Annotated in this window: 23 protein-coding genes; 15 read left to right on the forward strand and 8 right to left on the reverse strand. The window is 65.0% G+C overall.

All coding sequences use genetic code 11. The features are described 5' to 3' along the window. The first annotated feature begins 77 nt into the window (after nucleotides 1-77). Both M2341_RS06915 and M2341_RS06920 read left to right on the forward strand, forming a co-directional pair. On the forward strand, nucleotides 78-1,523 hold the full coding sequence (locus M2341_RS06915; protein ID WP_264584725.1) for an FAD-binding oxidoreductase: 1,446 nt from the start codon (nucleotides 78-80) through the stop codon (nucleotides 1,521-1,523). Between the two features lie 126 nt (nucleotides 1,524-1,649). Continuing rightward, complete coding sequence (locus M2341_RS06920; protein ID WP_264584726.1) at nucleotides 1,650-2,423, forward strand: glycosyltransferase family 25 protein; 774 nt, start codon at nucleotides 1,650-1,652, stop codon at nucleotides 2,421-2,423. Here M2341_RS06920 and M2341_RS06925 read toward each other — a convergent pair. After that, nucleotides 2,420-4,333, reverse strand: coding sequence for a PAS domain-containing sensor histidine kinase (locus tag M2341_RS06925; protein WP_264584727.1), 1,914 nt, complete (start codon nucleotides 4,331-4,333; stop codon nucleotides 2,420-2,422). The genes M2341_RS06920 and M2341_RS06925 overlap by 4 nt on opposite strands. 264 nt (nucleotides 4,334-4,597) lie before the next feature. Between M2341_RS06925 and M2341_RS06930 the strand changes: the two genes are divergently transcribed. The 4 genes from M2341_RS06930 (at nucleotide 4,598) to M2341_RS06945 (ending at nucleotide 11,610) form a co-directional block, all read left to right on the forward strand. Next, nucleotides 4,598-5,998, forward strand: coding sequence for an aldehyde dehydrogenase (locus M2341_RS06930; RefSeq protein WP_264584728.1), 1,401 nt, complete (start codon nucleotides 4,598-4,600; stop codon nucleotides 5,996-5,998). A 529-nt stretch (nucleotides 5,999-6,527) separates the two neighbouring features. Then, nucleotides 6,528-7,820 carry a flavin-dependent oxidoreductase gene (locus M2341_RS06935; RefSeq protein WP_264584729.1) on the forward strand — a complete coding sequence of 431 codons (1,293 nt, stop codon included), beginning with the start codon at nucleotides 6,528-6,530 and terminating at the stop codon, nucleotides 7,818-7,820. Beyond that, nucleotides 7,817-8,281: a DUF3237 domain-containing protein gene (locus M2341_RS06940; RefSeq protein WP_264584730.1), complete on the forward strand. Its 465-nt coding sequence runs from the start codon at nucleotides 7,817-7,819 to the stop codon at nucleotides 8,279-8,281. Before M2341_RS06935 ends, M2341_RS06940 begins: the two co-directional genes overlap by 4 nt. Before the next feature lie 122 nt (nucleotides 8,282-8,403). Continuing rightward, nucleotides 8,404-11,610 carry an autotransporter domain-containing protein gene (locus M2341_RS06945; RefSeq protein ID WP_264584731.1) on the forward strand — a complete coding sequence of 1,069 codons (3,207 nt, stop codon included), beginning with the start codon at nucleotides 8,404-8,406 and terminating at the stop codon, nucleotides 11,608-11,610. A 43-nt stretch (nucleotides 11,611-11,653) separates the two neighbouring features. Here the strand turns inward: M2341_RS06945 and M2341_RS06950 are convergent, their stop codons facing one another. Next, nucleotides 11,654-12,025, reverse strand: a complete 372-nt coding sequence (locus M2341_RS06950) for a winged helix-turn-helix domain-containing protein (RefSeq protein ID WP_264584732.1) — start codon at nucleotides 12,023-12,025, stop codon at nucleotides 11,654-11,656. Nucleotides 12,026-12,135: 110 nt separating this feature from the next. On the opposite strand from M2341_RS06950, the gene modA reads away from it, so the two are divergent. From modA to M2341_RS06965, 3 genes are read left to right on the forward strand one after another with little or no spacing between them, the layout of a single operon-like run. Continuing rightward, nucleotides 12,136-12,918 carry a molybdate ABC transporter substrate-binding protein gene (gene modA / locus M2341_RS06955; protein ID WP_264584733.1) on the forward strand — a complete coding sequence of 261 codons (783 nt, stop codon included), beginning with the start codon at nucleotides 12,136-12,138 and terminating at the stop codon, nucleotides 12,916-12,918. 6 nt (nucleotides 12,919-12,924) lie between these two features. After that, on the forward strand, nucleotides 12,925-13,590 hold the full coding sequence (gene modB, locus M2341_RS06960; RefSeq protein WP_264584734.1) for a molybdate ABC transporter permease subunit: 666 nt from the start codon (nucleotides 12,925-12,927) through the stop codon (nucleotides 13,588-13,590). Continuing rightward, nucleotides 13,583-14,305 carry an ABC transporter ATP-binding protein gene (locus tag M2341_RS06965; RefSeq protein ID WP_264584735.1) on the forward strand — a complete coding sequence of 241 codons (723 nt, stop codon included), beginning with the start codon at nucleotides 13,583-13,585 and terminating at the stop codon, nucleotides 14,303-14,305. The genes modB and M2341_RS06965 overlap by 8 nt, the downstream gene beginning before the upstream one ends. Here the strand turns inward: M2341_RS06965 and M2341_RS06970 are convergent. Beyond that, nucleotides 14,302-14,874, reverse strand: coding sequence for a TetR family transcriptional regulator (locus M2341_RS06970; protein ID WP_264584736.1), 573 nt, complete (start codon nucleotides 14,872-14,874; stop codon nucleotides 14,302-14,304). The genes M2341_RS06965 and M2341_RS06970 overlap by 4 nt on opposite strands. A gap of 72 nt (nucleotides 14,875-14,946) precedes the next feature. On the opposite strand from M2341_RS06970, the gene M2341_RS06975 reads away from it, so the two are divergent. After that, the gene (locus M2341_RS06975) at nucleotides 14,947-15,996 is read left to right on the forward strand and encodes an aromatic ring-hydroxylating dioxygenase subunit alpha (protein WP_264584737.1); all 1,050 of its coding nucleotides are present in this window, start codon (nucleotides 14,947-14,949) and stop codon (nucleotides 15,994-15,996) included. Between the two features lie 11 nt (nucleotides 15,997-16,007). On the opposite strand, the gene M2341_RS06980 is transcribed toward M2341_RS06975, so the two are convergent. Beyond that, nucleotides 16,008-16,892: a helix-turn-helix domain-containing protein gene (locus M2341_RS06980; RefSeq protein WP_264584738.1), complete on the reverse strand. Its 885-nt coding sequence runs from the start codon at nucleotides 16,890-16,892 to the stop codon at nucleotides 16,008-16,010. A gap of 92 nt (nucleotides 16,893-16,984) precedes the next feature. On the opposite strand from M2341_RS06980, the gene pobA reads away from it, so the two are divergent. Then, the gene (gene pobA / locus M2341_RS06985; RefSeq protein ID WP_264584739.1) at nucleotides 16,985-18,151 is read left to right on the forward strand and encodes a 4-hydroxybenzoate 3-monooxygenase; all 1,167 of its coding nucleotides are present in this window, start codon (nucleotides 16,985-16,987) and stop codon (nucleotides 18,149-18,151) included. A 155-nt stretch (nucleotides 18,152-18,306) separates the two neighbouring features. Then, nucleotides 18,307-18,948: an RBBP9/YdeN family alpha/beta hydrolase gene (locus tag M2341_RS06990; RefSeq protein WP_264584740.1), complete on the forward strand. Its 642-nt coding sequence runs from the start codon at nucleotides 18,307-18,309 to the stop codon at nucleotides 18,946-18,948. A gap of 27 nt (nucleotides 18,949-18,975) precedes the next feature. Here M2341_RS06990 and M2341_RS06995 read toward each other — a convergent pair whose 3' ends face one another. Further along, nucleotides 18,976-19,725 carry an SDR family NAD(P)-dependent oxidoreductase gene (locus M2341_RS06995; protein ID WP_264584741.1) on the reverse strand — a complete coding sequence of 250 codons (750 nt, stop codon included), beginning with the start codon at nucleotides 19,723-19,725 and terminating at the stop codon, nucleotides 18,976-18,978. 96 nt (nucleotides 19,726-19,821) lie between these two features. Beyond that, complete coding sequence (locus M2341_RS07000) at nucleotides 19,822-19,998, reverse strand: hypothetical protein (protein WP_264584742.1); 177 nt, start codon at nucleotides 19,996-19,998, stop codon at nucleotides 19,822-19,824. An 85-nt stretch (nucleotides 19,999-20,083) separates the two neighbouring features. Between M2341_RS07000 and M2341_RS07005 the strand changes: the two genes are divergently transcribed. Continuing rightward, nucleotides 20,084-21,736, forward strand: a complete 1,653-nt coding sequence (locus tag M2341_RS07005; RefSeq protein WP_264584743.1) for an alpha-glucosidase — start codon at nucleotides 20,084-20,086, stop codon at nucleotides 21,734-21,736. Between the two features lie 220 nt (nucleotides 21,737-21,956). Here the strand turns inward: M2341_RS07005 and M2341_RS07010 are convergent, their stop codons facing one another. After that, nucleotides 21,957-22,703, reverse strand: a complete 747-nt coding sequence (locus tag M2341_RS07010) for a glutathione S-transferase family protein (RefSeq protein ID WP_264584744.1) — start codon at nucleotides 22,701-22,703, stop codon at nucleotides 21,957-21,959. Between the two features lie 50 nt (nucleotides 22,704-22,753). Here M2341_RS07010 and M2341_RS07015 point away from each other — a divergent pair, with 50 nt between their 5' ends. Beyond that, on the forward strand, nucleotides 22,754-23,608 hold the full coding sequence (locus M2341_RS07015) for an SDR family NAD(P)-dependent oxidoreductase (RefSeq protein WP_264584745.1): 855 nt from the start codon (nucleotides 22,754-22,756) through the stop codon (nucleotides 23,606-23,608). Nucleotides 23,609-23,691: 83 nt separating this feature from the next. Here M2341_RS07015 and M2341_RS07020 read toward each other — a convergent pair whose 3' ends face one another. Next, nucleotides 23,692-24,603: a TauD/TfdA dioxygenase family protein gene (locus M2341_RS07020; RefSeq protein WP_264584746.1), complete on the reverse strand. Its 912-nt coding sequence runs from the start codon at nucleotides 24,601-24,603 to the stop codon at nucleotides 23,692-23,694. Between M2341_RS07020 and M2341_RS16440 the strand changes: the two genes are divergently transcribed. Continuing rightward, complete coding sequence (locus M2341_RS16440; protein ID WP_319801064.1) at nucleotides 24,596-25,204, forward strand: GIY-YIG nuclease family protein; 609 nt, start codon at nucleotides 24,596-24,598, stop codon at nucleotides 25,202-25,204. The genes M2341_RS07020 and M2341_RS16440 overlap by 8 nt on opposite strands. Nucleotides 25,205-25,233: the final 29 nt, after the last annotated feature.

Here is a 25,233-nt window from a genome sequence, read left to right on the forward strand (position 1 = left end):
ATGATTCGTTCTATCGCCTTGGCCTATGCAGGGCGCTGCCGGGCGCTATGTTGTGGCTGCAAGAGGAGAGAGGCCGGATGACCCAAGCAACGCTGGACGAGCGCGGACAAGGCTTCGCGGACGAAGCCCAGCGCGGTGCCCATGTCATCGCGCGCCTCCGCCAAGCCTTGGGCGCTGATATCGTGAAGGATCGGACGGACGGCGATTTCGCGCGCCATGTCTCTGATTTCACGAATGTCATGCCGGCGGACATTCCGCTCCCCGGCATCGCCTATCCGCGCACGACCGAGCAGGTCTCGCAGATCATGGCGATCTGCAATGAGGAGCGCTGGCCGGTCGTGCCACAGGGCGGCTTGACCAGCCTGTGCGCGGGCGGCCTCGCGGATCGGCCCTGCTTGTTGCTGTCCCTGGAACGGATGCGCGGCATCGAGGAACTGGACGAGGCTGGCCGCACGATGACCGTGCTGGCGGGGACCGTGCTGGAGACCGTTCAACGCGCCGCCGATGAGGCCGGCTTTCTGTTTCCGCTCGATCTTGGCGGACGCGGAACGGCGCAGGTCGGCGGCAATGCCGCGACCAATGCCGGCGGCAACCGCGTGCTGCGCTATGGCATGATGCGCGATCTCATTCTGGGTGTGGAAGCGGTGCTGCCGGATGGCACGATCATCTCGTCGCTCAATGTAATGATCAAGAACAACGCCGGTTACGATCTCAAGCATCTCTTCATCGGCAGCGAGGGTACGCTCGGTGTCATCACCCGGCTGGTGCTGCGGATGTTCCCCAAGCCGCGCAGCGCCTGCACCGCCGTGGTGGCGGTCGAGGATTATGCGGCCACGCTGGAGTTGCTCAAACAATGCAATTCGGCATTCGCGAGCACCTTGTCCGCCTTTGAGGTGATGTGGCCGGACTTCTACCAGATCGGCACGACGGCGCTCGGTCGCCAGCCGCCCTTGCCGCACGGTTACAGCGTCTATGCGCTGGTCGAGGTGCTTGGGACCGACCCGGAGCGCGATCCCGAGCGGTTTGAGGAAGTGCTCGGCGGCATGATCGAAGCCGGCCTGGTGAAGGATGCCGTCATCGCCCAGTCGGACAAGCAGCGGCAGGAGATCTGGGCGGTGCGCGATTGCCCGGGCGAGTGGCACAAGGGCGTGCACTGGCCGCAAGTGGCCTTCGATGTGAGCCTGCCGACGCGCAAGATCGGCGATTTCATCCCTTATGTGCGGAATCTGCTGCTGGAGCGCTGGCCGGACTGCGTGACGGTTTTCTTCGGCCACCTTGCCGATTCCAACCTCCACCTCTCCGCGCGCGTCCCGCGCGACCCGATGCCCGAGCATGAGATGGAGGCGCTGGTTTACAAGGCGGTCGGCGAATGGGGCGGCTCGATCACCGCCGAGCATGGCATCGGCAGCATCAAGCGCGAATTTCTCCACCACTGCCGCACGCCAGAAGAGCTGGCGCTGATGCGCACGCTCAAGCGCGCGATGGACCCGAACAATATCCTCAACCCCGGCAAGGTGATCTGAAGCGCTGGCCCGGCTGGGGGCGGCTTTGCGATTCCTTAAACGGAGAAGCCCAGTCTATAGGCCCGTTGAGGGCCGGAGCGAGTCGCGGCTGATCATCCATTATCCAGTCGAGAAGGACCGCAGCCGATGGTAAGCCCAACCCCCGCCGGTCATGCTCTGCTCGATGCGTTCGATGTCATCCGGATCATCAATCTTCCTCACCGGGCCGATCGGCGCCGCGAGATGGCCGCGCAGTTCAGGCGTCTGGGGCTGGACCTCGATCATCCGAAAATCGCGTTCTTCACGGCGAAGCGCTTTTCGGATGCCGCAGGGTTTCCGACCCCGGGGACGCGAGGGTGCTTCGATAGCCATATGAGCGTGCTGCGCGAGGTGGCGGAGGCGAGGCATCGATCCGTTCTGGTGCTGGAGGATGACTTCGATTTCCATGACCGGATCGAGACGGTTCTGCCGGCCGCTCTGGCCAAGCTGGGCGAGGTGGAATGGGACATCTTTTTCGGCAGCCTTCTGCCGGGGCAATATGAAGCGACCGAGCGCCCGCTTGAGCTGATCCCACCCGGCAAAGGGCTCGCCGGATGCCATTTCTACGCGGTGCGTGGAGACACGATCGGTTTTGCCGCTCACTATTTGGCAGCGATGCTGGAGCGCCCCGCAGGCGGGCGGCATCCGGATGGCGAGCCGATGCATTATGATGGGGCGCTGTCTGTCCTGCGCAACCGCCATCCGGAACTGCGCACCTATGTCGCCAACCCTGACCTTGGGCACCAGCGCCTCTCGCGCACGGACATCCACGATGTTCGCTTTTACGACCGCCTACCGGTCTTGCGCACCTTTGCATCCTTGCTGCGCCGCGCGATCCGCCTGAGCGGGCGGACCCGGCAAATGGGGCGCAAGTCCGTTTAAACCGCAGGGGTGGGGCGATCCTCCCTGCAACAGGCCTGGTAAATGGCCTTGGCGAGCTGGTGCTCGCCAAATGGTTTGCTCAGGCGATGGATCTGCCCTTCTGGCAAGACCAGCCCCTCGCCATATCCGCTTGCGATGATGATCGGCATGTCGCTCTGCACGGCGGTGATGGCCGCGGCGAGGTCCGTCCCGGTCATGCCGGGCATGGCCTGATCGGTGATGACCAAGTCGAAGCCGCCATCCTTGAATTTTGAAAGGGCATGAGCGCCGTTGACTGCGCTGACGACCTCGTGCCCCAGATCCTCCAGCAGCGCGACCGTGTTCATCAATACCAGTGCATCGTCATCCACGGCCAGCACTCGGCACTTGGTCTGCGGCGGCAGCGGAGGCTCCTGCACAGCGGGTGCGGGGGTTTGCGACTGCTCGGCGGCCTGCGGTAGCCACAATTGCGCGGATGTTCCCTTGCCCGGCGCGCTGGTGAGCGTGAACGCACCGCCGATCTGGCGTGCAAAGCCATGGATCATGGGCAGGCCAAGGCCCGTACCCTTGCCGACGCCCTTCGTCGTGAAAAAGGGTTCGGTCGCGCGCCTGAGCGTCTCGGCATCCATGCCGATGCCGCTGTCCACCACAGTCAGAACCACATAATGCCCCGCTTCCAGATCGGCGATCTCGTTGCTCCGCACGGTCTGGCGGTTCGCCTTGATGATGATCGCCCCGCCATCGGGCATCGCATCGCGCGCATTCACGGCCAGGTTGAGGATGGCCATTTCCAGCTGATTGGCATCCGCCTTCACAGCCTGCAGGCCTAGCGGGATGATCATGCTCACGGGCCATTCCGGCCCGATGGTGCGCTGGACCAGTTCGGTCATGCCGCGCAACAATTCGGGAATATGCACGCGGCCGATAGACAGCTCCTGCCGCCGCGCGAAGGCGAGCATGCGCTGGGTCAGCGTCGCGCCTCGATCGACTGCCTGCATGGCATTGTCGAGCAGGCGTTGCGTCTCGGCCTGTTCCGGAATCCGTCTGCGCAGCAGGATGAGGCTGCTGTTGATCGCCATCAGCAGATTGTTGAAATCATGCGCCACGCCGCCGGTGAGCTGGCCAAGCGCTTCCATCTTCTGAGCCTGGCCCAGCGCCTCGCGCGCTTCGTCCAGCGCGCGCTGGGCTGCCTCCCGCTCCGTGACGTCGCGGGTGATCTTGGCGAAGCCCACCAGCGCCCCTGTCTCATCGCGCAGCGCCTCGATAACGACGCTCGCGCGGAAGCGTTCGCCGCCCTTGCGGACGCGCCAGCCTTCCGCCGTGAAACGACCTTCCGACCGCGCGGTCTCCAGGGCACGTTGCGGCTCGCCGGCTGTGCGATCTTCTTCTTGATAGAATTGCGAGAAATGCTGCCCGAGCACTTCGTCCTTGCGATAGCCCTTGATCCGCTCCGCACCGGCATTCCAGCTGGAAACCATGCCCTCTGGGTCCAGCATGTAGATGGCGTAATCGGTGACCGACTGGACGAGCAGGGCGAACTGTTCTTCGCTTTTACGCAGCGCCTGCTCTGCGAGTTTGCGCTCGGTGAGGTCGCGAGTGATCCCGGCATAGCCGATCAGCGCGCCGTGTGCGTCCCGAACCGGATCGATGACGACATGCGCCCAGAAGCGCGAGCCATCCTTGCGCAGTCGCCAGCCCTCGGATTCGTGCTTGCCCTGCGTCGCGGCGATCTCCAGCGCGCGCTCGGGCATGCCCTTTTCCACGTCTTCGGCTGTGTAGAAGCGCGAAAAATGCACGCCGATAATGTCTTCCGGCCGGAAGCCCTTGAGCTTTTGCGCGCCTGCGTTCCAGTTCGTGATGTGGCCCGTGCGATCCAGCATGCACATGGCATAATCGGTGGTGCTTTCGACCAACTGCCGATAGCTCTCCAACGATGCTGCCCTGAGGTCTTCGGATGCCTGCACGTCTCGAACCCGCCGTCTGTTCCCAGTTATGCGCCACAACGCGCGAGCATCGACCCCTGTTCCTTCATTTCTTGGCGCAAGTCGAGCGTGGGGCGCGCAAGACAATTGCATCCGACGGTTCTGCAAGGCAGAGGAGAGCCGCGCCGCCGCACGCATTTGGTCTGATCATTGCCATCCGGCATCATGCGAGCGCGCGACACTGGTCTTGAGAGAGAGAACTGGAGGAACGCCATGGAGTTTAGCCGCAACAATCCGATGACGGGCGAGGTCGCATCCTCGGCTACTGCGATGAAGGCCGCCGATATCGCGCCGATCGCCGCCAAGGCTGCGGAAGGGTTCCAGAGCTGGTCGGTCATGGGGCCGAATGCGCGCCGCGCTGTGCTGATGAAAGCCGCCACCGCGCTGGAATCCAAGAAGGACGCGTTCGTCGAAGCGATGATGGGCGAGATTGGCGCCACGGCGGGCTGGGCGATGTTCAACCTCGGCCTTGCTGCCAGCATGATCCGTGAAGCGGCCGCGCTCACGACGCAGATCAATGGCGAGGTCATTCCCTCGGACAAGCCCGGCTGCCTCTCCATGGCGCTGCGCGAGCCGGTGGGCGTCATCCTCGGCATCGCGCCGTGGAACGCGCCGATCATTCTCGGCGTGCGCGCCATCGCCGTGCCGCTCGCCTGCGGGAACAGCGTCATCCTTAAGGCGTCCGAATCCTGCCCGCGTACCCACGCGCTCATCATCGAGGCGTTTGCCGAGGCCGGCTTCCCCGAGGGCGTGGTGAACGTCGTCACCAACGCACCGGAAGACGCGGCCGATGTCGTGGGCGCTCTGATCGACGCACCGCAGGTCCGCCGCATCAACTTCACCGGCTCCACCGCCGTCGGCAAGATCATCGCCAAGCGCGCTGCCGAGCACTTGAAGCCCGTTCTGCTCGAACTGGGCGGCAAGGCGCCGCTGGTCATTCTGGAGGATGCCGATCTCGATGAAGCGGTGAAGGCCGCGGCCTTCGGCGCATTCATGAATCAGGGCCAGATCTGCATGTCGACCGAGCGGATCATCGTGGTCGATGCTGTCGCTGATGCCTTCGCCGCCAAGTTCAAGGAGAAGGTCGCCTCCATGCCCGTGGGCGATCCGCGTCAGGGCAACACCCCGCTCGGCGCGGTGGTGGACGCCAAGACTGTGGCGCACTGCCAGAGCCTGATCGAGGACGCGCTGGCTAAGGGTGCGACGCAGCTCACCGGTGGCGAGACGACGCACAATGTGCTGATGCCCGCCCATGTCATCGACAAGGTGACGCAGGACATGAAGCTGTTCCGCGATGAGAGCTTCGGGCCGGTCGTCGGCATCATTCGCGCCCGCGACACCGAGCATGCGGTCGAACTGGCCAACGACACCGAGTATGGCCTCTCGGCGTCGGTGTTCACCAAGGATATCGCCAAGGGCCTCGGCATCGCGCGGCGCATTCAGTCCGGAATCTGCCACGTCAACGGTCCGACCGTGCATGACGAAGCGCAGATGCCCTTCGGCGGCGTCAAGGGTTCGGGCTACGGCCGCTTCGGCGGCAAGGCCGGCATCGACAGCTTCACCGAGCTGCGCTGGGTAACGGTGGAAACCCAGCCGGGCCACTTCCCGATCTGATCGGAGCGCGATCATAGCGCCAAAGAGCCCGCGCCTTCCGAAGGGGAGGGCGCGGGCTTCTTTCATTTAGGGCGCGCTGTTCGTCCATTCTTTCATTCCCGTTCGTGTCGAGCGAAGTCGAGACACGGCAAGCACAGGTCCTGAGTGCCTCGACTTCGCTCGACATGAAATGCGCGCTTGGTGCTGCGGAACGTCGCGCCGGTCCTGCTTCCTTCAGTGCTCCTGCGCAGGCAGGAGCCTAGGGCCCAGCCGCAGTGCCCTTGCGCCCTGGGTTCCTGCCTCCGCAGGAACACGGCAGGGGTGCGCGACAAGTCAAAGCCAGTGCTCGTGAGAAGGCAGGAGCCCAGGGCTCAGCCGCCCGACCATCGCGTCCTACTTTTGGCCGCCGCTACCCCGCAGCAGCCGGCATACGATTGATCCCACCACATTGCCACTGCGCCCCCACGACGGTACAGCGCTCCCCTCGGGCAGATGAGGCGCCGGCGCGGGTCGGCTGGGTTAGGCCCGCACGGAAAGGGCAATATTTTCGATGACGCACGACCATGTCTTGATCGCCGGTGGCGGCATTGGCGGCCTCGTCCTGGCGCTCACGCTTCATCAGATCGGTGTGCCTTGCACGGTGTTCGAGAGCGTGCGCGAATTGAAGCCGCTCGGTGTGGGCATCAACATCCAGCCCAATGCCATTCGCGAACTGGAAGATCTCGGCATAAGCGAGGCGGATCTGGACCAGGTCGGGATTCCCGCGCGGGAATGGGCGCTGGTCGGGCTGAATGGCCGCGAGATTTATTCCGAGCCGCGCGGCAAGGTCGCCGGCTATGACTGGCATCAATATGCTGTCCACCGGGGTGCCTTCCACCTGATGCTCTGCCGCAAGGTGGTCGAGCGGCTCGGCCCGGAGGCGCTGAAGCTCGGCCATAAGGTGACCGGCTATCGCAAGCGGGCGGAGGGTGGCGTCACCGCGCTGGTCGATCTCGCCGGCGGCGGCAAGGTCGAGGTCGATGGCACCCTGCTGTTCGGAGCCGATGGCATCCATTCCAGCGTCCGCGCCCAGATGCACCCGGATCAACCGCCGATCCACTGGGGCGGCACGATCATGTGGCGCGGCACCGCGCGCGGCGTGCCGATCCGCACCGGATCGTCCTTCGTGGGCCTAGGCACCAGCCGGCACCGCGTGGTGATCTACCCGATCTCGCATCCCGACGAGGAGGGGCTGGCCGATATCAACTGGATCGCCGAGAAGACCTACGATACCGATCATGACTGGCGCAAATCCGGTTGGTTCCGCCCGGTCGAACTCGCCGAATTCGCGCATGAGTTCGACGGGTTTGTCTATGACTGGCTGAATCTGCCGGAGCTGCTGGCCAAGTCGGATGTCGCCTATGAGAACCCGATGATCGACCGCGATCCGCTGCCGACCTGGGTCGATGGTCCGGTCGCGCTGATGGGGGATGCCGCGCATCCCATGTATCCGACCGGCTCAAACGGCGCGTCGCAGGCCATCGTCGATGCGCGGGTGATCGGCCGTGAATTGCTGGTGCATGGCGTAACGCCGGCCGCGCTGCGCGCCTTTGACGAGAAGCTCTGCGGTCCCATCGGGCAGGTCGCCATGCGCAATCGCGGCTCCGGCCCCTTCGGGCTGCTGGACCTGGTCGAGGAGCGCTGCGGCGGTGCGTTCGAGGACATTGAGGATGTGCTGCCCGCCGCCGAGCGCTCTGCCTTCATGCTCGCCTATCAGCAGGCGGCTGGCTTCGCGCGCGATACGCTCAACGCCGCGCCGCCCACCATTGAGCCGGGCGCGCTGGTCGCAGAGGTCGCAGCATGACGCTGCCCGCGCCGGGCCTCTCGCACGTCTGCGATTTCGAGATCCGGCTCGATCCTCCGCATGAGATGGGCATCACACCGGCTGGCACACGGCGGATCATCCCGGTGGTCGGCGGCACGGTGACAGGGCCGTTGCTCAATGGCACGCTGCTGAACGTCGGCGCGGACTGGCAAACCGTGCAACCCGGCGGCGTGGCGCAACTCGATGCCCGCTATGCCATGGAAACGCACGACGGCGCGGTCATCGAGATCGTGGGCGTCGGCATCCGCCATGCCTCGCCCGAGGTCGCGGCCCGCATCGCGTCCGGCGAACAGGTGCCGCCGTCCGACTATTACATGCGATCTTTTATTCGGCTGGAGACGGGCCATGGGGGGTACGACTGGGTAAACCGCGCCCTGTTTGTCGCGACAGGCGGCAAGGTCGGCCCGACGGTTCGGCTTTCGGTTTATCGGATCGATTGAGTAGCGCTGAACACCTCTCACGGATCATCGCATCTTATGCGATGAAACGAATGAATTTTTAATATCTGTTAACCTCCTGCCTCCACTTGCGGGATCACCATACCAGCAAGGGAATCGGGGATTTGCTAAACAATTTCAAACATGTTGCCTTCGGGGCAGCAGCGCTTCTGCTCGCCTCCGCGTCGACCAGCGCGATGGCGGCCGCGGGTGACGTCATTATTGTTACGAACAGCACGGGCCCGAATGTCAGTGCATCAAATGGCCTCAAAGAGCGTCTGGAGGCGGCCGGCTACTCGGTCACGATCCAGCAGGACGCCGCCAACATCAACGGCAGCAGCCCGATCGCGCAGGTATGGGACGTGCGTTACGATGCCGCGCTCTCGGGAGGTGAGCAGACCGATTATTTGACCTATCTGAGTAACGCGGGCGGGCTTTTTCTTCTGGGTGAAAACCCAGGTCAGGTCCTGCGGAACAATTCCATTTCAAGCTTCATCAGTGCTGCCGGTGGCGGCAATGTCACGGTCGACGCCACTGATGTGACAAACCAGTATGTAACCGATCTGTTCAACGGCAGTGGGTTGATCGTAGCTGATGCAGCCACGGAGTTCTTTGTGCCCTGGGCGGGCGCATTCACGAGTCCAGGCACCGGAACGTTCTTCACAACCACGGGCCCGAATGGGACCGGATTTGGCACTGGTCTAGCCTTTGGCGCCGGGTCGCTGGCTAATGCGCCTGCCGGTCGTTTGCTAAGCTATCTTGATGTGAACACGTTCCAGGCGGCTGCCTGGACGGATACGCCGGCTCTGCGCTCGCTGGTAGACCGGATGATTGGCTTCGTCGCCGGTGATTTCCAGATTGATCCCAACTTGCCGCCAGTCGGCGGCACCCCTGTCATCGATGACAGTCAGCCGAGCTTCAACTTGGGTGACAGCGCGGCGACCGGCAGCACGATCAGCTTCGATGGCGGCACGCTGGATCTGACCGGTGGTAGCGATCCGGCCAATCTGGTGACGGCGGACGTTTCGATCACCGACAATGGGGCGTTCATCGATACGGCCGGCAATAGCGGCACGTTTGCGGGCACCATCACCGGTGTCGGCGGGTTGATCGTTTCCGGGCAAGGCTCGCTCGCCTTGACCGGCACCAACACATTTGAGGGCGGCACGGTGATCACCGACAGCTCCACTGTCGAGATCGCCAGCGCGGATGCGCTGGGCACGGGTGGCGTGGTGCTGATGCAGGGTCGCCTGCGCTTCGGGGCGGACGGCACGGTCAATGTGCCCGTCACCCTTATGGCTGGCCTCAATGCGCTTGATACGGGCGCCAACGACGTCTCGATGGGCGGCGAAATCACCGGCAGCGGCAGCTTCGTGAAGACCGGAAGCGGCACGCTCGTGCTGACCGGCGCGAACAGCTACACCGGCGGCACCACGATCGCTGCCGGCACGCTGCAGGCCAGCAGCACGACCCTTGGCACGGGCAATGTGCTCAACGGCGGCACGTTGGTGATGGACCAGACCGTCGATGGTAGCTTCGGGGGTGCGGTGGCTGGCAACGGCAATCTCGTCAAGACTGGCAGCGGTACCCTGACTTTGACCGGTGCGAACAGCTACACTGGCGGCACCACGATCGCAGCCGGCACGCTGCAGGCCAGCAGCACGACGATCGGCACCGGCAATGTGCTTAACGCCGGCACGTTGGTGATGGACCAGTCTGTCGATGGCAGCTTCGGTGGCGCGGTGTCTGGCACTGGCAGCTTCGTCAAAACGGGCGAGGGCAAGTTGAACCTCACTGGGACCAGCAGCTACTCCGGCGCGACCATCGTGGAGGAGGGCCGGCTGGCCGTGAATGGCTCCATCGCCAACTCCGGCGTGATCGTCGAGAGCGGCGGGTCGATCGGCGGCAACGGCACAGTGGGCGGCCTCATCGTGCGCACCAACGCCACGGCAGCGCCTGGCAACTCGATCGGTCAGCTTCAAGCGGCTACCACTGTCCTGTTCGAGCAGGGCTCGGTGTTCGAGGTCGAGGTTGATGCCTCAGGCGCGAGCGACCGTGTTGTGGCCTCGGGCGTCGCGACGCTGCAAGGCGGCACCGTGCAGGTGCTGGCTGCCAATGGCGATTACCGCCCGCAGACCAGCTACCAGATCCTCACGGCGGCTGGTGGCGTTGTCGGCGAGTTCGAGGATGTGACCAGCAACCTCGCCTTCCTGCTCCCGAACCTGACCTATGGCGCCAATGCCGTGACGCTGACGCTGACCCGCAACGACGTGCAGTTCGCCGATGTCGCCGTGACGGCCAACCAGCGGGCCACCGCTGGGGCGCTCGGCACCAGCTTCTCGGCCGCGACTCCGGTCTATCTGGAGCTGGTCGGCGAGTCCGCTCAGGGTGCCCAGGCGGCGTTCGACAGCCTCTCGGGCGAGGTCCATGCCTCCACGCTGACCGTGGTCGCGCAGCAGGCGGACGAGATGCGGCGCGCGCTGCTCTCCCGCATGGCGGCGCCTGCCGGAGAAGGCCTGACCCTGTGGACGGATGTTCACCGCTCCTGGAACCAGCTCGATGGCAACCGCAACGTGGCGGACGTTTCGAGCGATGCCTATGGCTTCCAGGTCGGGCTGGAGACGCAGATGGGCGCCCTGCGCATCGGCGTGGCCGGCGGCTATGCGAATGGCGATACCTCGATCGGGGCGCGCCAGTCCCAAGCGGATACCGAAACCGTCAGCGGCGCGATCTATGCCGGCGGCGACGTCGGCCGCCTTGCCCTGCGGGCCGGCGCAAGCTATAGCGACTACGACTTCAAGACGCGTCGTACTGCTGTGGTTGGCGATATCGCCCAGACGCTGACCGCCAATTATGGCGGCCGCGCGATCCAGGCTTTCGGTGAAGCCGGCACGGCGGTTCCGCTCGGCATCGGCACGGTCGAGCCGTTCGTTGGCGTGAATGCAATCTGGCTGAAGAACGATGCGTTCACCGAGGCAGGTGGTTCGCTCGCGCTGACCGGTGAAGAGAAGGAGCGTCGCCGCGCCTGGGCCACGCTCGGCCTCAAGGCCAGCGTTCCGCTCAATGTCGGATCGCCGGTGAGCATCGGTGCGAAGCTGGGCTGGCAACATGCTCTGACCGGCCGGTCGGTTACGTCCGATCTCGCCTTCGTGGCGGGGGGAGCGGACTTCCGCATCGAGGGCGTGCCGCTCGCACGCAATGCGGCGCTGGTCGATGCGGGCATCCGCTGGTCGGCCACGCGCAACCTGAGCCTGGGCGTCACCTACACCGGCAGCATTGCCGACCAGGGCCAGTCCCACGCCGCGCGCGCCGTGCTGGCCGCCAGCTTCTGAAGACCAGACAAAGGATCGGGCGCGGCATCTTGCTGCGCCCGGTTCATCTCCTCGCGGGGCCGTTCATCAGATCGATGAGGTCTTGCGCATGGGCCATTCCGGCCGCCTGCACCGCCGTTTCGAGCTGCCGATAGGCTTCCAGGACCGCCCGACCGTGATTGGTGAGGCGCGATCCGCCGCCGCTGGCGCCACCCTTGGCGGTTTCAATCAACGCGGCGCCCCATCCCGTGTTGAGAATATCGACCATGTCGCGGGTGCGGCGATAGCTCGTGCCCACCGCCCGGCCTGCCGCCGCGATTGACCCTGTTCGCGCGATCTCCGCGAGCAACTGCGCCTTGCCCGGCCCGATGGCGATCACGCCATCGGCGATGACCTGCACCTTGATCTTCAGCGTCGTTCCGCCGTCCTCACTCACGCCTTGCCGACCTCCTCCGCGCGCCTCTTGCGCATTCAGGACACTTGACACAGCGCCCCGCAGACGTCGATGTGCGCAATGTTATACATCGATCGAAGGGCGGACCTCTCATGACTCATCTGCTGCGCCGTTGCGCCGTGCTGCTCGGCCTGCTGGCGCTCGTCGCATGCGGCAAGCCGGAGCCAGCGCCGCAGATCGCTGCCGCCGCCGACCTCCGTCTGGCCCTCACCGATGCGGCGGCCGCGTTCGAGAAAGAGACCGGTGAGAAGGTGGTGCTCAACTTCGGCGCCTCGGGAAATCTCACGCGGCAATTGCAGCAGGGCGCGCCGTTTCAGCTCTTTCTTTCCGCCGATGAAAGCTACGTGACGCAACTCGCCAAGGCCGGCAAAACCCGCGATGAAGGCCGGCTCTACGCCATCGGGCGCCTGGCGCTGATCGCGCCCAAGGGATCGCCGCTCAGGCTCGATTCCCAGCTTGCGGGTCTGCGTGAGGCGCTGGCGCGCGGGGACATCAGCCGCTTTGCCATCGCCAATCCCGAACATGCGCCTTATGGTCGCCGCGCGCAGGAGGCGCTGGATCATGCCGGCCTGTGGAAGCCGCTTCAGGATAAGCTCGTGCTGGGGGAAAATGTGTCGCAGGCGCTGCAGTTCGCCACGGAGGGCGGGGCGCAGGGCGGCATCGTCGCGCATTCGCTGGTGCTCGATCCTGCTGTGAAGGGCAGGGCGGCCTATGTGCTGATCCCCGCCAACTGGCACACACCGCTGCGCCAGCGCATGGTGCTGATGAAGGCAGCGGGGCCGGTGGCCGAGCGCTTCTATGCCTATCTGGCCGAGCCTGCTGCCAAGGCGATCTTCGCCAAATACGGCTTCACCCTGCCGGCCGGAGCACTTTGACCGGCGATGGACTGGCAAGCGCTCAATCTCTCGCTCCTGCTCGGCGCGTTCACCGTCGCGATCCTGCTGCCGCTGGCGCTGGTGCTCGGGCGCTGGCTGGCGCTGGCGCGCTTTCGCGGGCGAGCGGTGATCGAGGCGCTGGTGACGCTCCCGCTGGTCCTGCCACCCACGGTGATTGGCTTTTACCTGCTCTCCGCCATGGGGCCGCAAAGCTGGATCGGGCGGGTATGGAGTGCGCTATTCGGTAGCGGGCTGGCCTTCAGCTTCGAGGCGATCCTTGTCGCCTCGGTGTTGGTCAATCTCCCCTTTGCGGTTCAGCCGGTGCAGCGGGCCTTCGAGAGCATCGCCGGCGATCTGCGCGATGCCGCGGCGACCTGCGGCCATTCGCTCTGGCGCAGCCTGTGGCGGATCGAACTGCCGCTCGCCTGGCCGGGCATCCTCACCGGCGCCGTGCTGACCTTCGCTCATACGCTGGGGGAGTTCGGCGTGGTGCTGATGGTCGGCGGATCGATCCCCGGCAAGACTCGCACGCTAGCGCTCTCACTCTATGATCGCGTGCAGGCGTTCGACATGGCGTCAGCCAATGAGATGGCGCTGCTGCTGATGGCCGTCTCGCTGGTGGCGGTCAGCCTTGTCTTCCTGCTGGGGCAGAGGGGGCGCCGACATGGCTGAGGCGAGCAGCGAGGGCGTGACCCTGCATCTGCGCCATCATGCGCCAATCGCGCTGGACGTGGCACTCACTCTGGCGCGTGGACGGACCTTGGCGCTCGTCGGTCCTTCGGGCGCGGGGAAAACCTCTATCCTGCGCGCGATTGCGGGGTTGCTGACGCCTGCTACCGGGCGGATCAGCGTCAACGGCCAATGCTGGCTGGATACGCACACCGGCGTGCAGGTGCGCGCGCGGGACCGGCATGTCGGCTTCGTGTTCCAATCCTACGCTCTGTTCCCGCACATGAGCGCGCGGCAGAATGTGATGGAAGCGTTGCTGGATATCCCCGCGACGCAGCGGCAGGGGCGGGCGGATGCGCTGCTGGCGCAGGTCCATCTCGAAGGGCTTGAGGACCGGCGCCCCCGTGAACTCTCCGGCGGACAGCAACAGCGTGTCGCGCTGGCCCGGGCGCTCGCGCGCGATCCGCAGGTGCTGCTGCTCGATGAGCCTTTCTCGGCTGTCGATCACCCGACCCGCCGGGCGCTCCATCGCCTGCTGGTCGAATTGCGCGCCCGCTCGGACATTCCCATCATTCTCGTGTCCCATGATGTGCGCGATGCCGCCGACGCCGCCGACGAGGTCGCACTGGTGCTGGACGGCCGGATCGTTGAGCAGGGCGATCCGCATAGCCTCATGAGCGATCCGCAGCGCCGCTTGTCGCGCTGGCTTGCCGGCTAAGCTTGGCTGGCTACCTCCGGAAAGCCCGCCACCAGCGCATCCAGCCCCGGCTCAAAGCTCCCTTCAAAGTCCAATATGCGATCGAGGAAACTGTGCATCGGCCCGTTCGCCTCGAAGGCCGACCATCCCAGCACGAAGGAAATGACTGCGGCCTGCCGGGCAAGGACATGCTGCTGTGGCAGGCCCAGCGCCAATAGCGGCGCGGCGATGCGGTGCGCGTGGACCGCTGGATCGGCCTCCGCCGGCGGGCGAGACACTGCACAGAGCAGCGCGCCATCGCGATGGGCAAGGAAGCTGCGCCGCAGAGCCCGCCCGAACTGCCGCAGCCAGTCGCGCCAATCCTCGGCGTGGGTAACGTCCGCATAAGCCCGGCCATGAATGCGGCGGGCCATCAGACCCAGCAACTCGGCCTTGTCCTTGACATGCCAATAAATCGCCGGGGCTTGCACATTGAGGCGCGCGGCCAGCTTGCGCATGCTCAGCGCATCCAGCCCGTCAGCCTCCAGCTGGGCAAATGCCGCCTGCAGCAAGCGCTCGATATCCAGCGGGACGGAGATGGGGGAAGCCATAGAGGATCATTGACTCCTTAACACTGTTAAGTCAATTTGCGTGCAGTGTTTGAAACTGGAGAGGCGCCTGTCATGGCCTATGTTCGCAATGCCTGGTATGTCGCGGGATGGTCGCATGAACTGGAGGCGGAGAAGCCCTTCGCCATCTCGATCCTCGGCGAGCGGATCGTCCTCTGGCGCACGGCGTCCGGCGCGCTCCACGCATTGGAAGACCGCTGCGTCCACCGCCTCGCGCCTCTTTCGCTGGGGCGCTGCGAGGGGGAGCGGCTGCGCTGCATGTATCATGGCGTGCTGTTCGCTGCGGACGGGCAGGTCGTCGAGATCCCCGGTCAGGCGCAGATCCCGCCGCAGGCCCGCGTGCGCCGCTATGCCGTGGTCGAGCGGCATAGCTGGCTGTGGGTCTGGATGGGCGATGTCGACGCCGCCGATGAGCGCCTGATTCCGCCCGCAGTGGGGCTGGACCATCCCGATTACATCCTCGGCCACGGCCATCTCGATTATGCTGCGGAAGCGCGCCTCATCAACGACAATCTGCTCGATTTCAGCCATTTGACCTTCGTCCATGCAGAGAGCTTCGGCTCCGGGCCGCAATTTGCCGAGACGCCGGCGCGCATCACGCCGCTGGAGCGGGGAATCCGCTATGAGCGCTGGACGGAGAACGCCATCGGATCGGCCTCGCGCCGCAGTCCCGAGCCGATGGACAGTTTCATGAGCTATGATTTCCTCATTCCCGGGGTCCTGCTGATGACCGGCGGTGTCTTCCCGCTCGGCACCGCCAAGGCTTGCGACTATGGCCAGCCGGATCTCTCTCAGGCGGTGAGCGGCGTCACCTTCACCAGCCAGGCGGTGACGCCGATGCGCGACAAGAGCGCGCGCTATTTCTTCTCCTGGGGGCCGCATCGCAGCCACGGGGATGAGGCGCTGCGCGACGTTTTGATGCGCATGGCCGATCAGGCCTTCGCCGAGGACAAGGTGATGATCGAGGCCCAGCAGCGCGTGATCGATGACACGGAAGAGGTGCAAGTGATGCCCACCGTGCACGATCGCGGCGTGACCCTGTTTAATCGTCTGGTCGAGAAGCTGGCGCGGCAGGAGAGCGGGGCGGAGCGGGCGGCCGCCTGACGCGGTGCGTCTCACACGTTCTCACGCCGTTTCTCCAGGCCTGGTGCCCGTCCGGTCATCCGCTTGTAGAAGCGCGAGAAATAAGATGGGTCGTCGAAACCAAGCTCCGCCGCCACCTCGTAGCAGCCGGCATTGGTGAAGCGCAGCAACCGCCGCGCCTCGAACAGCAGCCGGCGGTTGATCATCTGCAGCGGCGTCATGCCGAAGCTGGCCTGCGTCTGGCGCGAGAGCGTGCGGACCGTGCAATGCAGCCGCTGCGCATAATGCTCGATCGGTCGATGCTCGCGATAAGTCGCTTCGACCATTACGCGAAAACGCTCGGCGCGGGTAGACCGCGCGGCATCCGGCGGTGCGCCTGCGGCAAGGGTCGTGCGTAGCCAGGCTTCGGCAAGCGCATGATGCAGCCGCTGGCCGTTGGGTGCGAACCGGTCCTGCTCGGCCTCGACCAGAGCGGTGCCCAAAGCTTCCAGACGCGCGGTCAGCGCTGCGTCCGGTCGCAGGATCGCCGACGTCCGGAGATGTTGCCCCAGCGCATCCTGCCGGGTGAGACTGTCCACAAAATCCTGTGAGGCCGTCACGACAAATCCCTCGACATCGGGCGAGAAGCCGAAGCCATGCACAATTCCGCTCGGCGCGCAGACCAGCAAAGGACCGGCCTCCCGCCGATCCTCCCCCGCAAGATGCAGCCGCACCTCGCCCCGTGCCACACACAGCATCTGCGTGAGCGAAGCATGGGTATGGGGCGCAATTTCCCAGTCATAGCGCCGGCTGCGCACGGCAATCGTCTCGGCGTGGAAAAAGTCCTCGCGCCGTGCCGCCTTGTCCTCGCCATAGAGATCGTAAGCTGGGATGATCGCTTCGCGGGAATGGCGTTGGGGATGGGGGAGGGCAGTCATGTCCGGAAAATACCAGAGCTTGTCGCAACTGTCCCTTCCCAAATGCGCGCGGCCATGCGGATATGAGGCCAAGAGTCTGCGAGGAGGATGGAATGACACAGGTGTGCATCGTTGGCGCCGGGCCGGCGGGTCTGCTGCTGGGGCATCTGCTGCGGGCTGAGGGCATCGACTGCGTGGTGCTGGAGCGCCAGACGCCGGACTATGTGCTCGGCCGCATCCGCGCCGGCGTGCTGGAGCGCGTCATCGTCGAGCTGATGGAACGCCTTGGCCTTGATGCGCGGCTGAAGGCCGAGGGTCTGGTGCACGATGGCTTCAACCTGGCCCATGGCGAGCGGCTGATCCGCATCGATATCGCCAAGCTCACCGGCGGCCATGTCGTCGTCTACGGCCAGACCGAGCTGACCAAGGATCTCATGGATGCCTGTGACGAGCGCGGGCTGGAGGTCATCTATGGCGCTGCCGATGTCGCCCTGCACGAGATCGAGAGCGACACGCCTTATGTTACCTATAGCAAGGACGGTCGCGAACACCGCGTGGATGCGCGCATCATCGTCGGTTGCGATGGCTATCATGGCCCCAGCCGTCAGGCGATCCCGGCCAGCGCCGGCCAGTCCTATGAGCGGGAATATCCCTTCGGCTGGCTCGGCATCCTCGCCGATGTGCCGCCCTGCAATCACGAGCTGATCTACGCCAATCACGAGCGCGGTTTCGCGCTGGCCTCCATGCGCAGCGAGACGCGCAGCCGCTATTATGTCGACGTGCCGCTGACCGAGAAGATCGAGGACTGGCCGGATGAGCGCGTGTGGGACGAGCTGGCGATCCGCCTCGGGCCGGATGCCGCCGCGCACATCACCCGGGGCCCGGCGTTGGAGAAGTCCATCGCGCCACTGCGCTCCTTCGTCTTCGCGCCGATGCGCCATGGCAGCCTGCTGCTCTGCGGCGACAGCGCCCATATTGTGCCGCCCACCGGCGCCAAGGGCCTTAACCTTGCCGCCAGCGACGTGCATTATGCCGCCTCAGCGCTCAGCGCCTTCTTCAAGCGCAACGATGCCGATGCCGTCGCTGGCTATTCGGACAAGGCTCTGGCCCGCGTCTGGAAGGCCGAGCGGTTCAGCTGGTCGCTGACGCGCCTCATGCACCGCTTCCCCGAAGACGGCCCCTTCGAGCGCGCCATGCAGGTCGCTGAGCTGGATTATATCGCCGGCAGCGTCGCCGCGCAGACCAGCATCGCCGAGAATTATGTAGGGCTGCCGGTGTAATCGGTAACGGCGTCATACGTGGGGAACCACGTGGCTGCATCAGCGCACGCTCCACCGCAATCATATTGTCAACTTAAACGTTAGACATTATACCGCAAGATGATCGGGACGTAGACCGAGCCGACTGATCTGCCCTGAGAACAGGAGTTTTGATCATGGATCATGTCACACCCACATCGTCGACCCCGCTGGTCCTCACCGTGCCGGGATTGGACAGCAGCGGCCCCGCCCATTGGCAGAGCATTTGGGAGCGTGAGAGCGACTATTGCGTCCGTGTCGACCTCGGCAATTGGGCGCGGCCCAACCGCACCCACTGGGTGAGTAAGCTCAATCTGGCGATCCGCAGCGCGGGCCGTCCGGTCATTCTGGCGGCGCACAGTCTGGGGTGCCACGCCGTCGCTGCCTGGGCTGCGATGGAGCGGCCGGACTTTGGCTATCCGGTTGTCGGCGCGCTGCTCGTTGCGCCGCCCGAGCTGGATCTGGCGCCGCTGGATGAGCGGCTGGAGCCGTTCGCTCCGGCCTCGCGCGCTCCATTGCCTTTCCCCTCGATTTTGGTGGCGAGCCGCGACGATCCATACATCCAGTACCACCGGGCAAGGCGTCTCGCCCAGTTCTGGGGCAGCCGCTTTGCCGATGCCGGCGCGGTCGGCCACATCAACGCGGCGTCTGGCCTCGGCAGCTGGGGATTTGGGCGCTTCCTCCTGGCCCGGCTCCACGGGGCAGGGCGCAAAGATAGGCACGGAACCGCCGCTTCGGTCTGGCCGATGGAAAGCGCAAGCGTCGATCTCTCGGCCTGATCCTGCTCGAAGGCCCGACTCCCGAGGCTAAAGCTCGACGCAGCCGCCGTCCACATACAGGTCGATGCCGGTGATGAAGCTGGCTTCGTCCGAGGCGAGGAACAGCACCGGGCGCGCAATCTCCTCTGGCGTGCCCATACGCTTCATCGGGATGGCGTCGGTCATCATCGCGCGCATGCCCGCCACGGCCTCGGGTGGCAGGCCGGAGCGGTTGATGATCGGCGTTTCGGTGGGGCCGGGGCTGACCATGTTGACGCGAATGCCCCGCCCGATCAGCTCAGCAGCGAGCGTACGCGCGACCGCGCGCAGCCCTGCCTTCGCAGCCGCATACATGGTATTGCCAGGCACTGCTGCGACCGACCCGATCGAGCCGGTGATGACGATAGCGCCGCCCGGTGTCTGCCCCATCAGCGGTAGGGCCTTCTGAACGGCAAAGAAGCAACCGCGCAGATTGACGTTGTGCACCTCGTCCCACTGCGCCGGCGTCACCTCTTCCACGGGAGCGAAGGCACCGATTCCGGCATTCACGAACAATATGTCGATCCGCCCATGCGCCGCGCGGATGGCATCCAGCACGGCATCGTTGCTGTCGATCTGAGCGATATCCGCCTGGAAGCCCTGTGCGCCGGGAATCGCCGCAACGGTCTCATCGATGGTCGCCTGCGACCGCCCGGTGAGGAACACATATGCACCCTCGGCAGCAAATCCTTGCGCAGCAGCACGCCCGATGCCGCTGTTGCCGCCAATGACGAGCACCACCTTGTCCTGAAACCGCATCGCTCTCTCCCGTTGATTTTGTCCGGAGCCTAAACGGATGAGGGCGAAAGGCAAATGAGGGATTTGAGGCTATCCCTCGGCGAGCATTGACCGCCTTCATTCGACCACTTTCAGCACCTGCATCCCCTTGGTCCGGCTGGTGAGGTGATATTGGCGGCAGAGAGCGCAGCGATAGGGGCGGAGCGTAATCGCTGCGCGGAGCGCCACCGCGCGGGCGTCCGCTTCGGTCGCATAGCGCTGCTTTTTCGCGCAAATCCCGGCTCTTGTTCGCATTCGTCCCTCGTTCCGGGTGGCTTGCAGGCTGACGGCAGCCCCGACGCAATTGCCAGCGCACGACTTCCCATGCAGTTTGGCGCGGATGAGCGAGAATCACCAGCCTGCCGCCACCAGCCTTCCCATCAGCCAGCGCGATCCCGAGACGCTGCCCTGGTGGCAGGGCGCGACGATCTACCAGATCTATCCGCGTAGCTTTGCCGATTCCAACGATGACGGCGTCGGTGATCTACCGGGGATCACCGCGCATCTGGATCATGTCGCCAGCCTGGGCGTGGACGCGATCTGGCTCTCGCCCTTCTTCACCTCGCCGATGCGGGACTTCGGGTATGACGTCGCGGATTATTGCGATGTCGACCCGATCTTCGGCACGCTCGCCGACTTCGATGCCCTGCTGGGCCGCGCCCATGAGCTCGGACTGCGGGTGATCATCGATCAGGTCTTTGCTCATACCTCCGATCGGCACCCCTGGTTCCAGGCCAGCCGATCCGATCGGCAGGGCGACCATGCCGGGTGGTACGTCTGGGCGGACCCTAAGGCGGACGGCTCGCCGCCTTCCAACTGGCAGAGCGTGTTCGGCGGACCGGCCTGGACGTGGGATGCCCGGCGGCGGCAATATTATTTCCACAATTTCTTGCGCGAACAGCCGCAGCTCAACGGGCATCATCCGCAGGTCCAGAAGGCCTTGCTCGATGTTTCGCGCTTCTGGCTGGAGCGCGGGGTGGACGGCTTCCGGCTGGATGCGCTCAACTTCCTGATGCACGATCCGCGCCTGCGCCCCAATCCGCCGCATCCGAACCAGGCCGGCCAGCGCACGCGGCCGTTCGACTATCAGCAGCGGCGCTACAATCAAGGGCACCGCCATATTCCGCGCTTCATCGAGCGGGTGCGCGCGCTGATGGACAGCTATGATGACCGGTTCACGGTCGCCGAGATCGGTGGGGACGAGGCCCTGCGCGAGATGAAGCTCTACACCAGCGGCGAGAACCGGCTGAACACCAGCTACGGCTTCGATTTTCTCTATGCCGACGCGCTGACCCCGCGCGTGGTGGCGGATGCGATCGGCCAGTGGCCGGACCGTGCCGGCATGGGCTGGCCGAGCTGGGCATTCGAGAACCATGATGCGCCCCGCGCCGTCACCCGCTGGCTGTCTGACGGCGCTGAGCCCGAGACGCGAGCGCGGTTCGCGGCGATGAAGATGCTGCTGCTCACCTGCTTGCGCGGCAACATCTTCCTCTATCAGGGCGAGGAACTCGGGCTGACGCAGGTGGATGTGGCGTTCGAGGATTTGCAGGATCCCGAGGCCATCGCCAACTGGCCGCTGACCCTCAGCCGCGACGGCGCCCGCACGCCGATGCCGTGGAAGGGGGACGCGCCTCATGCCGGCTTTTCAAGTGTGAAGCCATGGCTGCCGGTGGGGGCCGACCATCCGGCCTTGGCTGTCGACAAGCAGGAGGCAGAGGAGGGATCGTTGCTCCACCTCACCCGCGCGCTGTTCGCCTTCCGCAAGGGGCAGCCCGCTTTGCGCTGGGGCGCCATCCGCTTTCTGCAGGTCGATGAGCAGGTGCTGCTGTTCGAGCGGCGCTTTGGCGAGCAGCGCCGGCTTTGCCTGTTCAATCTGGGGGCTGAGCCTGCGCCTTGGCCAAAGCGGCTCGGTCGGGCGGCGCCATTGATGCAGGTCGGCGGCGCAGGACAGGGCGATCTGCCGGGCTATTCGGGCTGGGTCCTGGAATCCTGATCGCCTGCGCTTGGGGCGGGTCCGGGGAGATCGCTTGTCCGTCAGCCGGGGCAATCCGGTATCGCTGCAGCACGAAAACGGCCGGGAAGGCCGGGCTGACGGACAAGGCCATCGCTCTCATGCATGAATTAGCTTAACCGGAGCCTAACGGGAACTTTCGCGATAGAAAAATGTGCGAAAAGGCACGGCGACCCGCAGCAGAAGAGGCGGCGGCGTGCCTTCAATCCTTGCGGGAGACCATGCCGGTGTGATCCGGCATCGCCAGCGCTGCTGCCACGCCCGGGCGGGCCTTCATCCGCGCCATCCACGCCATGGCCTGCGGCGTGCGGGTCTCGCTCCACAGATCGGGGTAGCTGCGCGGCATGGAGACGGCCATGGCGAAGACGGCGATGTCCGCCAGCGTGAACATGCCGCCGACCAGCCAGTCATGGCCTGCCAAAGCCTTCTCCACCCGGTCGGTCACATCCTCCAGATTGGCCCGCCATCCCTCAAGCTCTCGCTCGGAAAAGCCGCCCTTGGCCGCCAGCTCCCATTTGTCGCGCTTTTCCTTGAGCGGGATGCGCTTGAGTCGCGCCTCGAACTCGCCCTCGGGCAGCGCCTTGGCCATGCCGGGGATCACCCGATGCCAGGCGAGGAAGGAGAGGGACGGGCGGAACACCTCATCGACATATTTGGTCCAGATTCGCATCTGCCCCTGCAGATAGGGATCGGCCGGCTTGAGCGGCGGGCCATCGAAGGCATCGTCAATATATTCGTTGATGACCGTCGATTCCGTCAGCACCCGGCCGTCGTGCACCAGCGTCGGCACCTGTCCCGCGGGGTTGATCGCGACATAGGCCGGCGCATGCTGCTCGAACTTCATCAGGTTGATGTAATGGCTGGTGAACGGCACGCCTTTCTCATGAATGGCCTGCAAGACCTTCAGGCTGTTGGAAGCCGGCTCGCCATGATAGAGGTCCACGGTCATTGGTTGTAAATCCCCATAATAAGAGTGGTAGCCATGAGGCGAGGAGAGGCATGAAGACAGTAGCAGGCACAATGGCCTTCATCACCGGCGGTGCGAGCGGCATCGGCCTTGGCATGGCGCGCGCGCTGGCGGCGCAGGGCGCCAGGATCGCGGTGTGCGATGTGCGCGCCGATCATCTGGCGCAGGCGGCGCAGGTCGCGGCGGACGAAGGCTGGGCGGATCGCTTCCGCGCGCTCCAACTCGATGTGCGCGACCGCGACGCCTTCGCCGCTGCGCTGGACGAGGCCGAGGCCGCGCTCGGCCCGCTGCAGATACTCATCAACAATGCCGGCATCGGCATCCAGGGCCCGGTCGATGAAGCGACCTATGCGGATTGGGATTGGGCCATCGGCGTCAATCTGATGGGCGTGGTCAACGGCCTCGTCTCGGGCCTCCCACGCATCAAGGCGCACGGGCTGGGCGGGCATGTCGTCAACACCGCCTCGCAGGGGGCGATCATGCAGGCGCGGGCCACGCGCGGCGTCTACGCGCCCACCAAGGCGGCGGTCATTTCCATGACCGAGCATCTCAAGCTGGAGCTCGATGTAAAGGGCGGCGCGATCGGCGCCACGGTGGTGTGCCCCGGCCCGGTCCGCACCAATATCGAGGAGACCGAGCAGCACCGCCCGGCGGAGTTTCAGGTGGATACGCCCTTCCGCCACCGGGACGAAACGCCGCCGCCCGGCGCCCTGCCGCCGACGGCACCGGGTTTCTGGCTCGATCCGCTGACCGTCGGGGAGATGACCGTGGACGCGATCCTCACCGGCAAGCTCTATGTCATCACCCACCCGGCCTTCATCGGCTCGGTGAAGGCCCGTCATGCCGGCATCGAGGCGGCGATGGCGGAGGATTATCTGCCGCGCTGAACCCTCGGCGCGCGCCGGGGCGCCAAGCCGGCCATTACCGGGCATGGCGCCAGTGAGCGCGCCGTTGAGGCCCAGACCGGCGCTCAGTGCGCCGCCTCGGCCTGACGCCGGCGGAACTCATAGGTGTCGCCTTCCTCGCCGCTCTCGTTGAGCGTCGCGCGGCGCATGTCGCGGCGATACTGGTCCGTCTCCAGCGGTGTCGCGGCGTGCAGCGCAAAGCGATTGTCCCAGATCACGATGTCGCCGACCGTCCACTGATGGCGATGGATATATTTGGGCTGGGTCACATGAGCGTACAGCTCTTCCACAAAGGCATGGCCCTCATCGTCGCTCATGCCGACCACGCCCACGCAATGCCCGCCCACGAACAGTGCCTTGCGCCCTAGCGGCGCCTCACGCACCAGCGGATGGTGCACCGGCGGCATCGGCATTGCGGCCTTCATTTCCTCGGTGACCTCAAGCCCGGCATATTGGCGGCCGCGCCAGAAATCGTGGATGCCGGTCATGCCATCCACTCTGTCCTTCATTGCCTGCGGCAGATCGTCATAAGCCGCGCGTAGATCGAGGAACAGTGTGTCGCCGCCAACCTCCGAGGGCGGACATTCGACGCCGCGTAGCATCGACCATTTGGAGGGCAGGGGGTTGAACGAGCTGTCCGCATGAAAGCGCTCGGCGCCCTTGGCGATGTTCGCATTGGCCGGGGTCAGCGGCTTGATATTGCCATCAGGATCGAGATTGCCGGCCGAGAACAGCTCCGGCGCGATCCGGCCCGCCGGGCGCTTGCCATAATTGGGCGGATATTCCAGCGGCCCGAACAGCCGGGCGAAGCGGATATGCTCCTCATCCGTAATCGGCCCCTGCCGCACGACGCAGACGATGTGCTTGTCCATCGCATCCTGCACAGCCTGGCGCAAATCCTCGGTCGGCTCGGCCTTGAGGTCCGCCCCGACGATCTCGCCGAAGAACAGGGGATGAAGCTGATTGACGGTGATCATGGGCGTCCTCTCTCGTATCTCCCGCCTGTGCTTGCTTGAGTCTGCGGCGGTTATCGGCGCGGAGTGTGAGCCGGTTGTGGCTCTGAGTCAATATGGTTGTAAAATACAACCATTGCATGTCTTGGTGTCATGTTCGGATTGGGAAACATTCCTCTCTCCGTCATTCCCGCGAAAGCGGGAATCCAGCAGCAACGCGGCAATGAGACCCGGCGTTGATCCCTATGTTTACCTGCAGGTATCCCCTCGCAACGGCACGCTCTATCTCGGCGTCACGTCCAATCTAGTGCAGCGCGTCGCCCAGCATCGCGCGGAAACTCTCGGCGGCTTCACCGAGCAACGCAGGGTCAAGCTGCTGGTCTGGTGCGAGCAGCGCGCAACGATGGAGCATGCGATCTTCCGGGAGGAGCAGGTCCAGATATGGCGCAGAGCGTGGAAACTCGATCTGATCGAGCAGGCGAACCCAGACTGGGAGGACCTTGCCATCAGCCTTGGCATCGCGTCGCTAGGCAGACTGGATTCCCGCGTTCGCGGGAATGACGGAGTAATTCTGGACGGTCAGCTAGTGCCGAGGCGAAGCGCACTCCGCCTCGGCTTAGATTGATCAGACGGCGAGACGCTCGATAAGATCCC

The sequence above is a fragment of the Sphingobium sp. B7D2B genome (assembly GCF_025961895.1).
Lineage (GTDB): Bacteria > Pseudomonadota > Alphaproteobacteria > Sphingomonadales > Sphingomonadaceae > Sphingobium.

Coding starts and splice junctions, on each gene's coding strand:
- M2341_RS06940 (WP_264584730.1), top strand. CDS start 7,817: ATGACGCTGCCCGCGCCGGGCCTCTCGCACGTCTGCGATTTCGAGATC.
- M2341_RS06980 (WP_264584738.1), bottom strand. CDS start 16,892: ATGACTGCCCTCCCCCATCCCCAACGCCATTCCCGCGAAGCGATCATC.
- M2341_RS07010 (WP_264584744.1), bottom strand. CDS start 22,703: ATGACCGTGGACCTCTATCATGGCGAGCCGGCTTCCAACAGCCTGAAG.
- M2341_RS06990 (WP_264584740.1), top strand. CDS start 18,307: ATGGATCATGTCACACCCACATCGTCGACCCCGCTGGTCCTCACCGTG.
- M2341_RS06915 (WP_264584725.1), top strand. CDS start 78: ATGACCCAAGCAACGCTGGACGAGCGCGGACAAGGCTTCGCGGACGAA.
- M2341_RS06930 (WP_264584728.1), top strand. CDS start 4,598: ATGGAGTTTAGCCGCAACAATCCGATGACGGGCGAGGTCGCATCCTCG.
- modB (WP_264584734.1), top strand. CDS start 12,925: ATGGACTGGCAAGCGCTCAATCTCTCGCTCCTGCTCGGCGCGTTCACC.
- modA (WP_264584733.1), top strand. CDS start 12,136: ATGACTCATCTGCTGCGCCGTTGCGCCGTGCTGCTCGGCCTGCTGGCG.
- M2341_RS06965 (WP_264584735.1), top strand. CDS start 13,583: ATGGCTGAGGCGAGCAGCGAGGGCGTGACCCTGCATCTGCGCCATCAT.
- pobA (WP_264584739.1), top strand. CDS start 16,985: ATGACACAGGTGTGCATCGTTGGCGCCGGGCCGGCGGGTCTGCTGCTG.
- M2341_RS07005 (WP_264584743.1), top strand. CDS start 20,084: ATGAGCGAGAATCACCAGCCTGCCGCCACCAGCCTTCCCATCAGCCAG.
- M2341_RS07020 (WP_264584746.1), bottom strand. CDS start 24,603: ATGATCACCGTCAATCAGCTTCATCCCCTGTTCTTCGGCGAGATCGTC.
- M2341_RS06995 (WP_264584741.1), bottom strand. CDS start 19,725: ATGCGGTTTCAGGACAAGGTGGTGCTCGTCATTGGCGGCAACAGCGGC.
- M2341_RS06970 (WP_264584736.1), bottom strand. CDS start 14,874: ATGGCTTCCCCCATCTCCGTCCCGCTGGATATCGAGCGCTTGCTGCAG.
- M2341_RS06975 (WP_264584737.1), top strand. CDS start 14,947: ATGGCCTATGTTCGCAATGCCTGGTATGTCGCGGGATGGTCGCATGAA.
- M2341_RS07015 (WP_264584745.1), top strand. CDS start 22,754: ATGAAGACAGTAGCAGGCACAATGGCCTTCATCACCGGCGGTGCGAGC.
- M2341_RS06920 (WP_264584726.1), top strand. CDS start 1,650: ATGGTAAGCCCAACCCCCGCCGGTCATGCTCTGCTCGATGCGTTCGAT.
- M2341_RS07000 (WP_264584742.1), bottom strand. CDS start 19,998: ATGCGAACAAGAGCCGGGATTTGCGCGAAAAAGCAGCGCTATGCGACC.
- M2341_RS06935 (WP_264584729.1), top strand. CDS start 6,528: ATGACGCACGACCATGTCTTGATCGCCGGTGGCGGCATTGGCGGCCTC.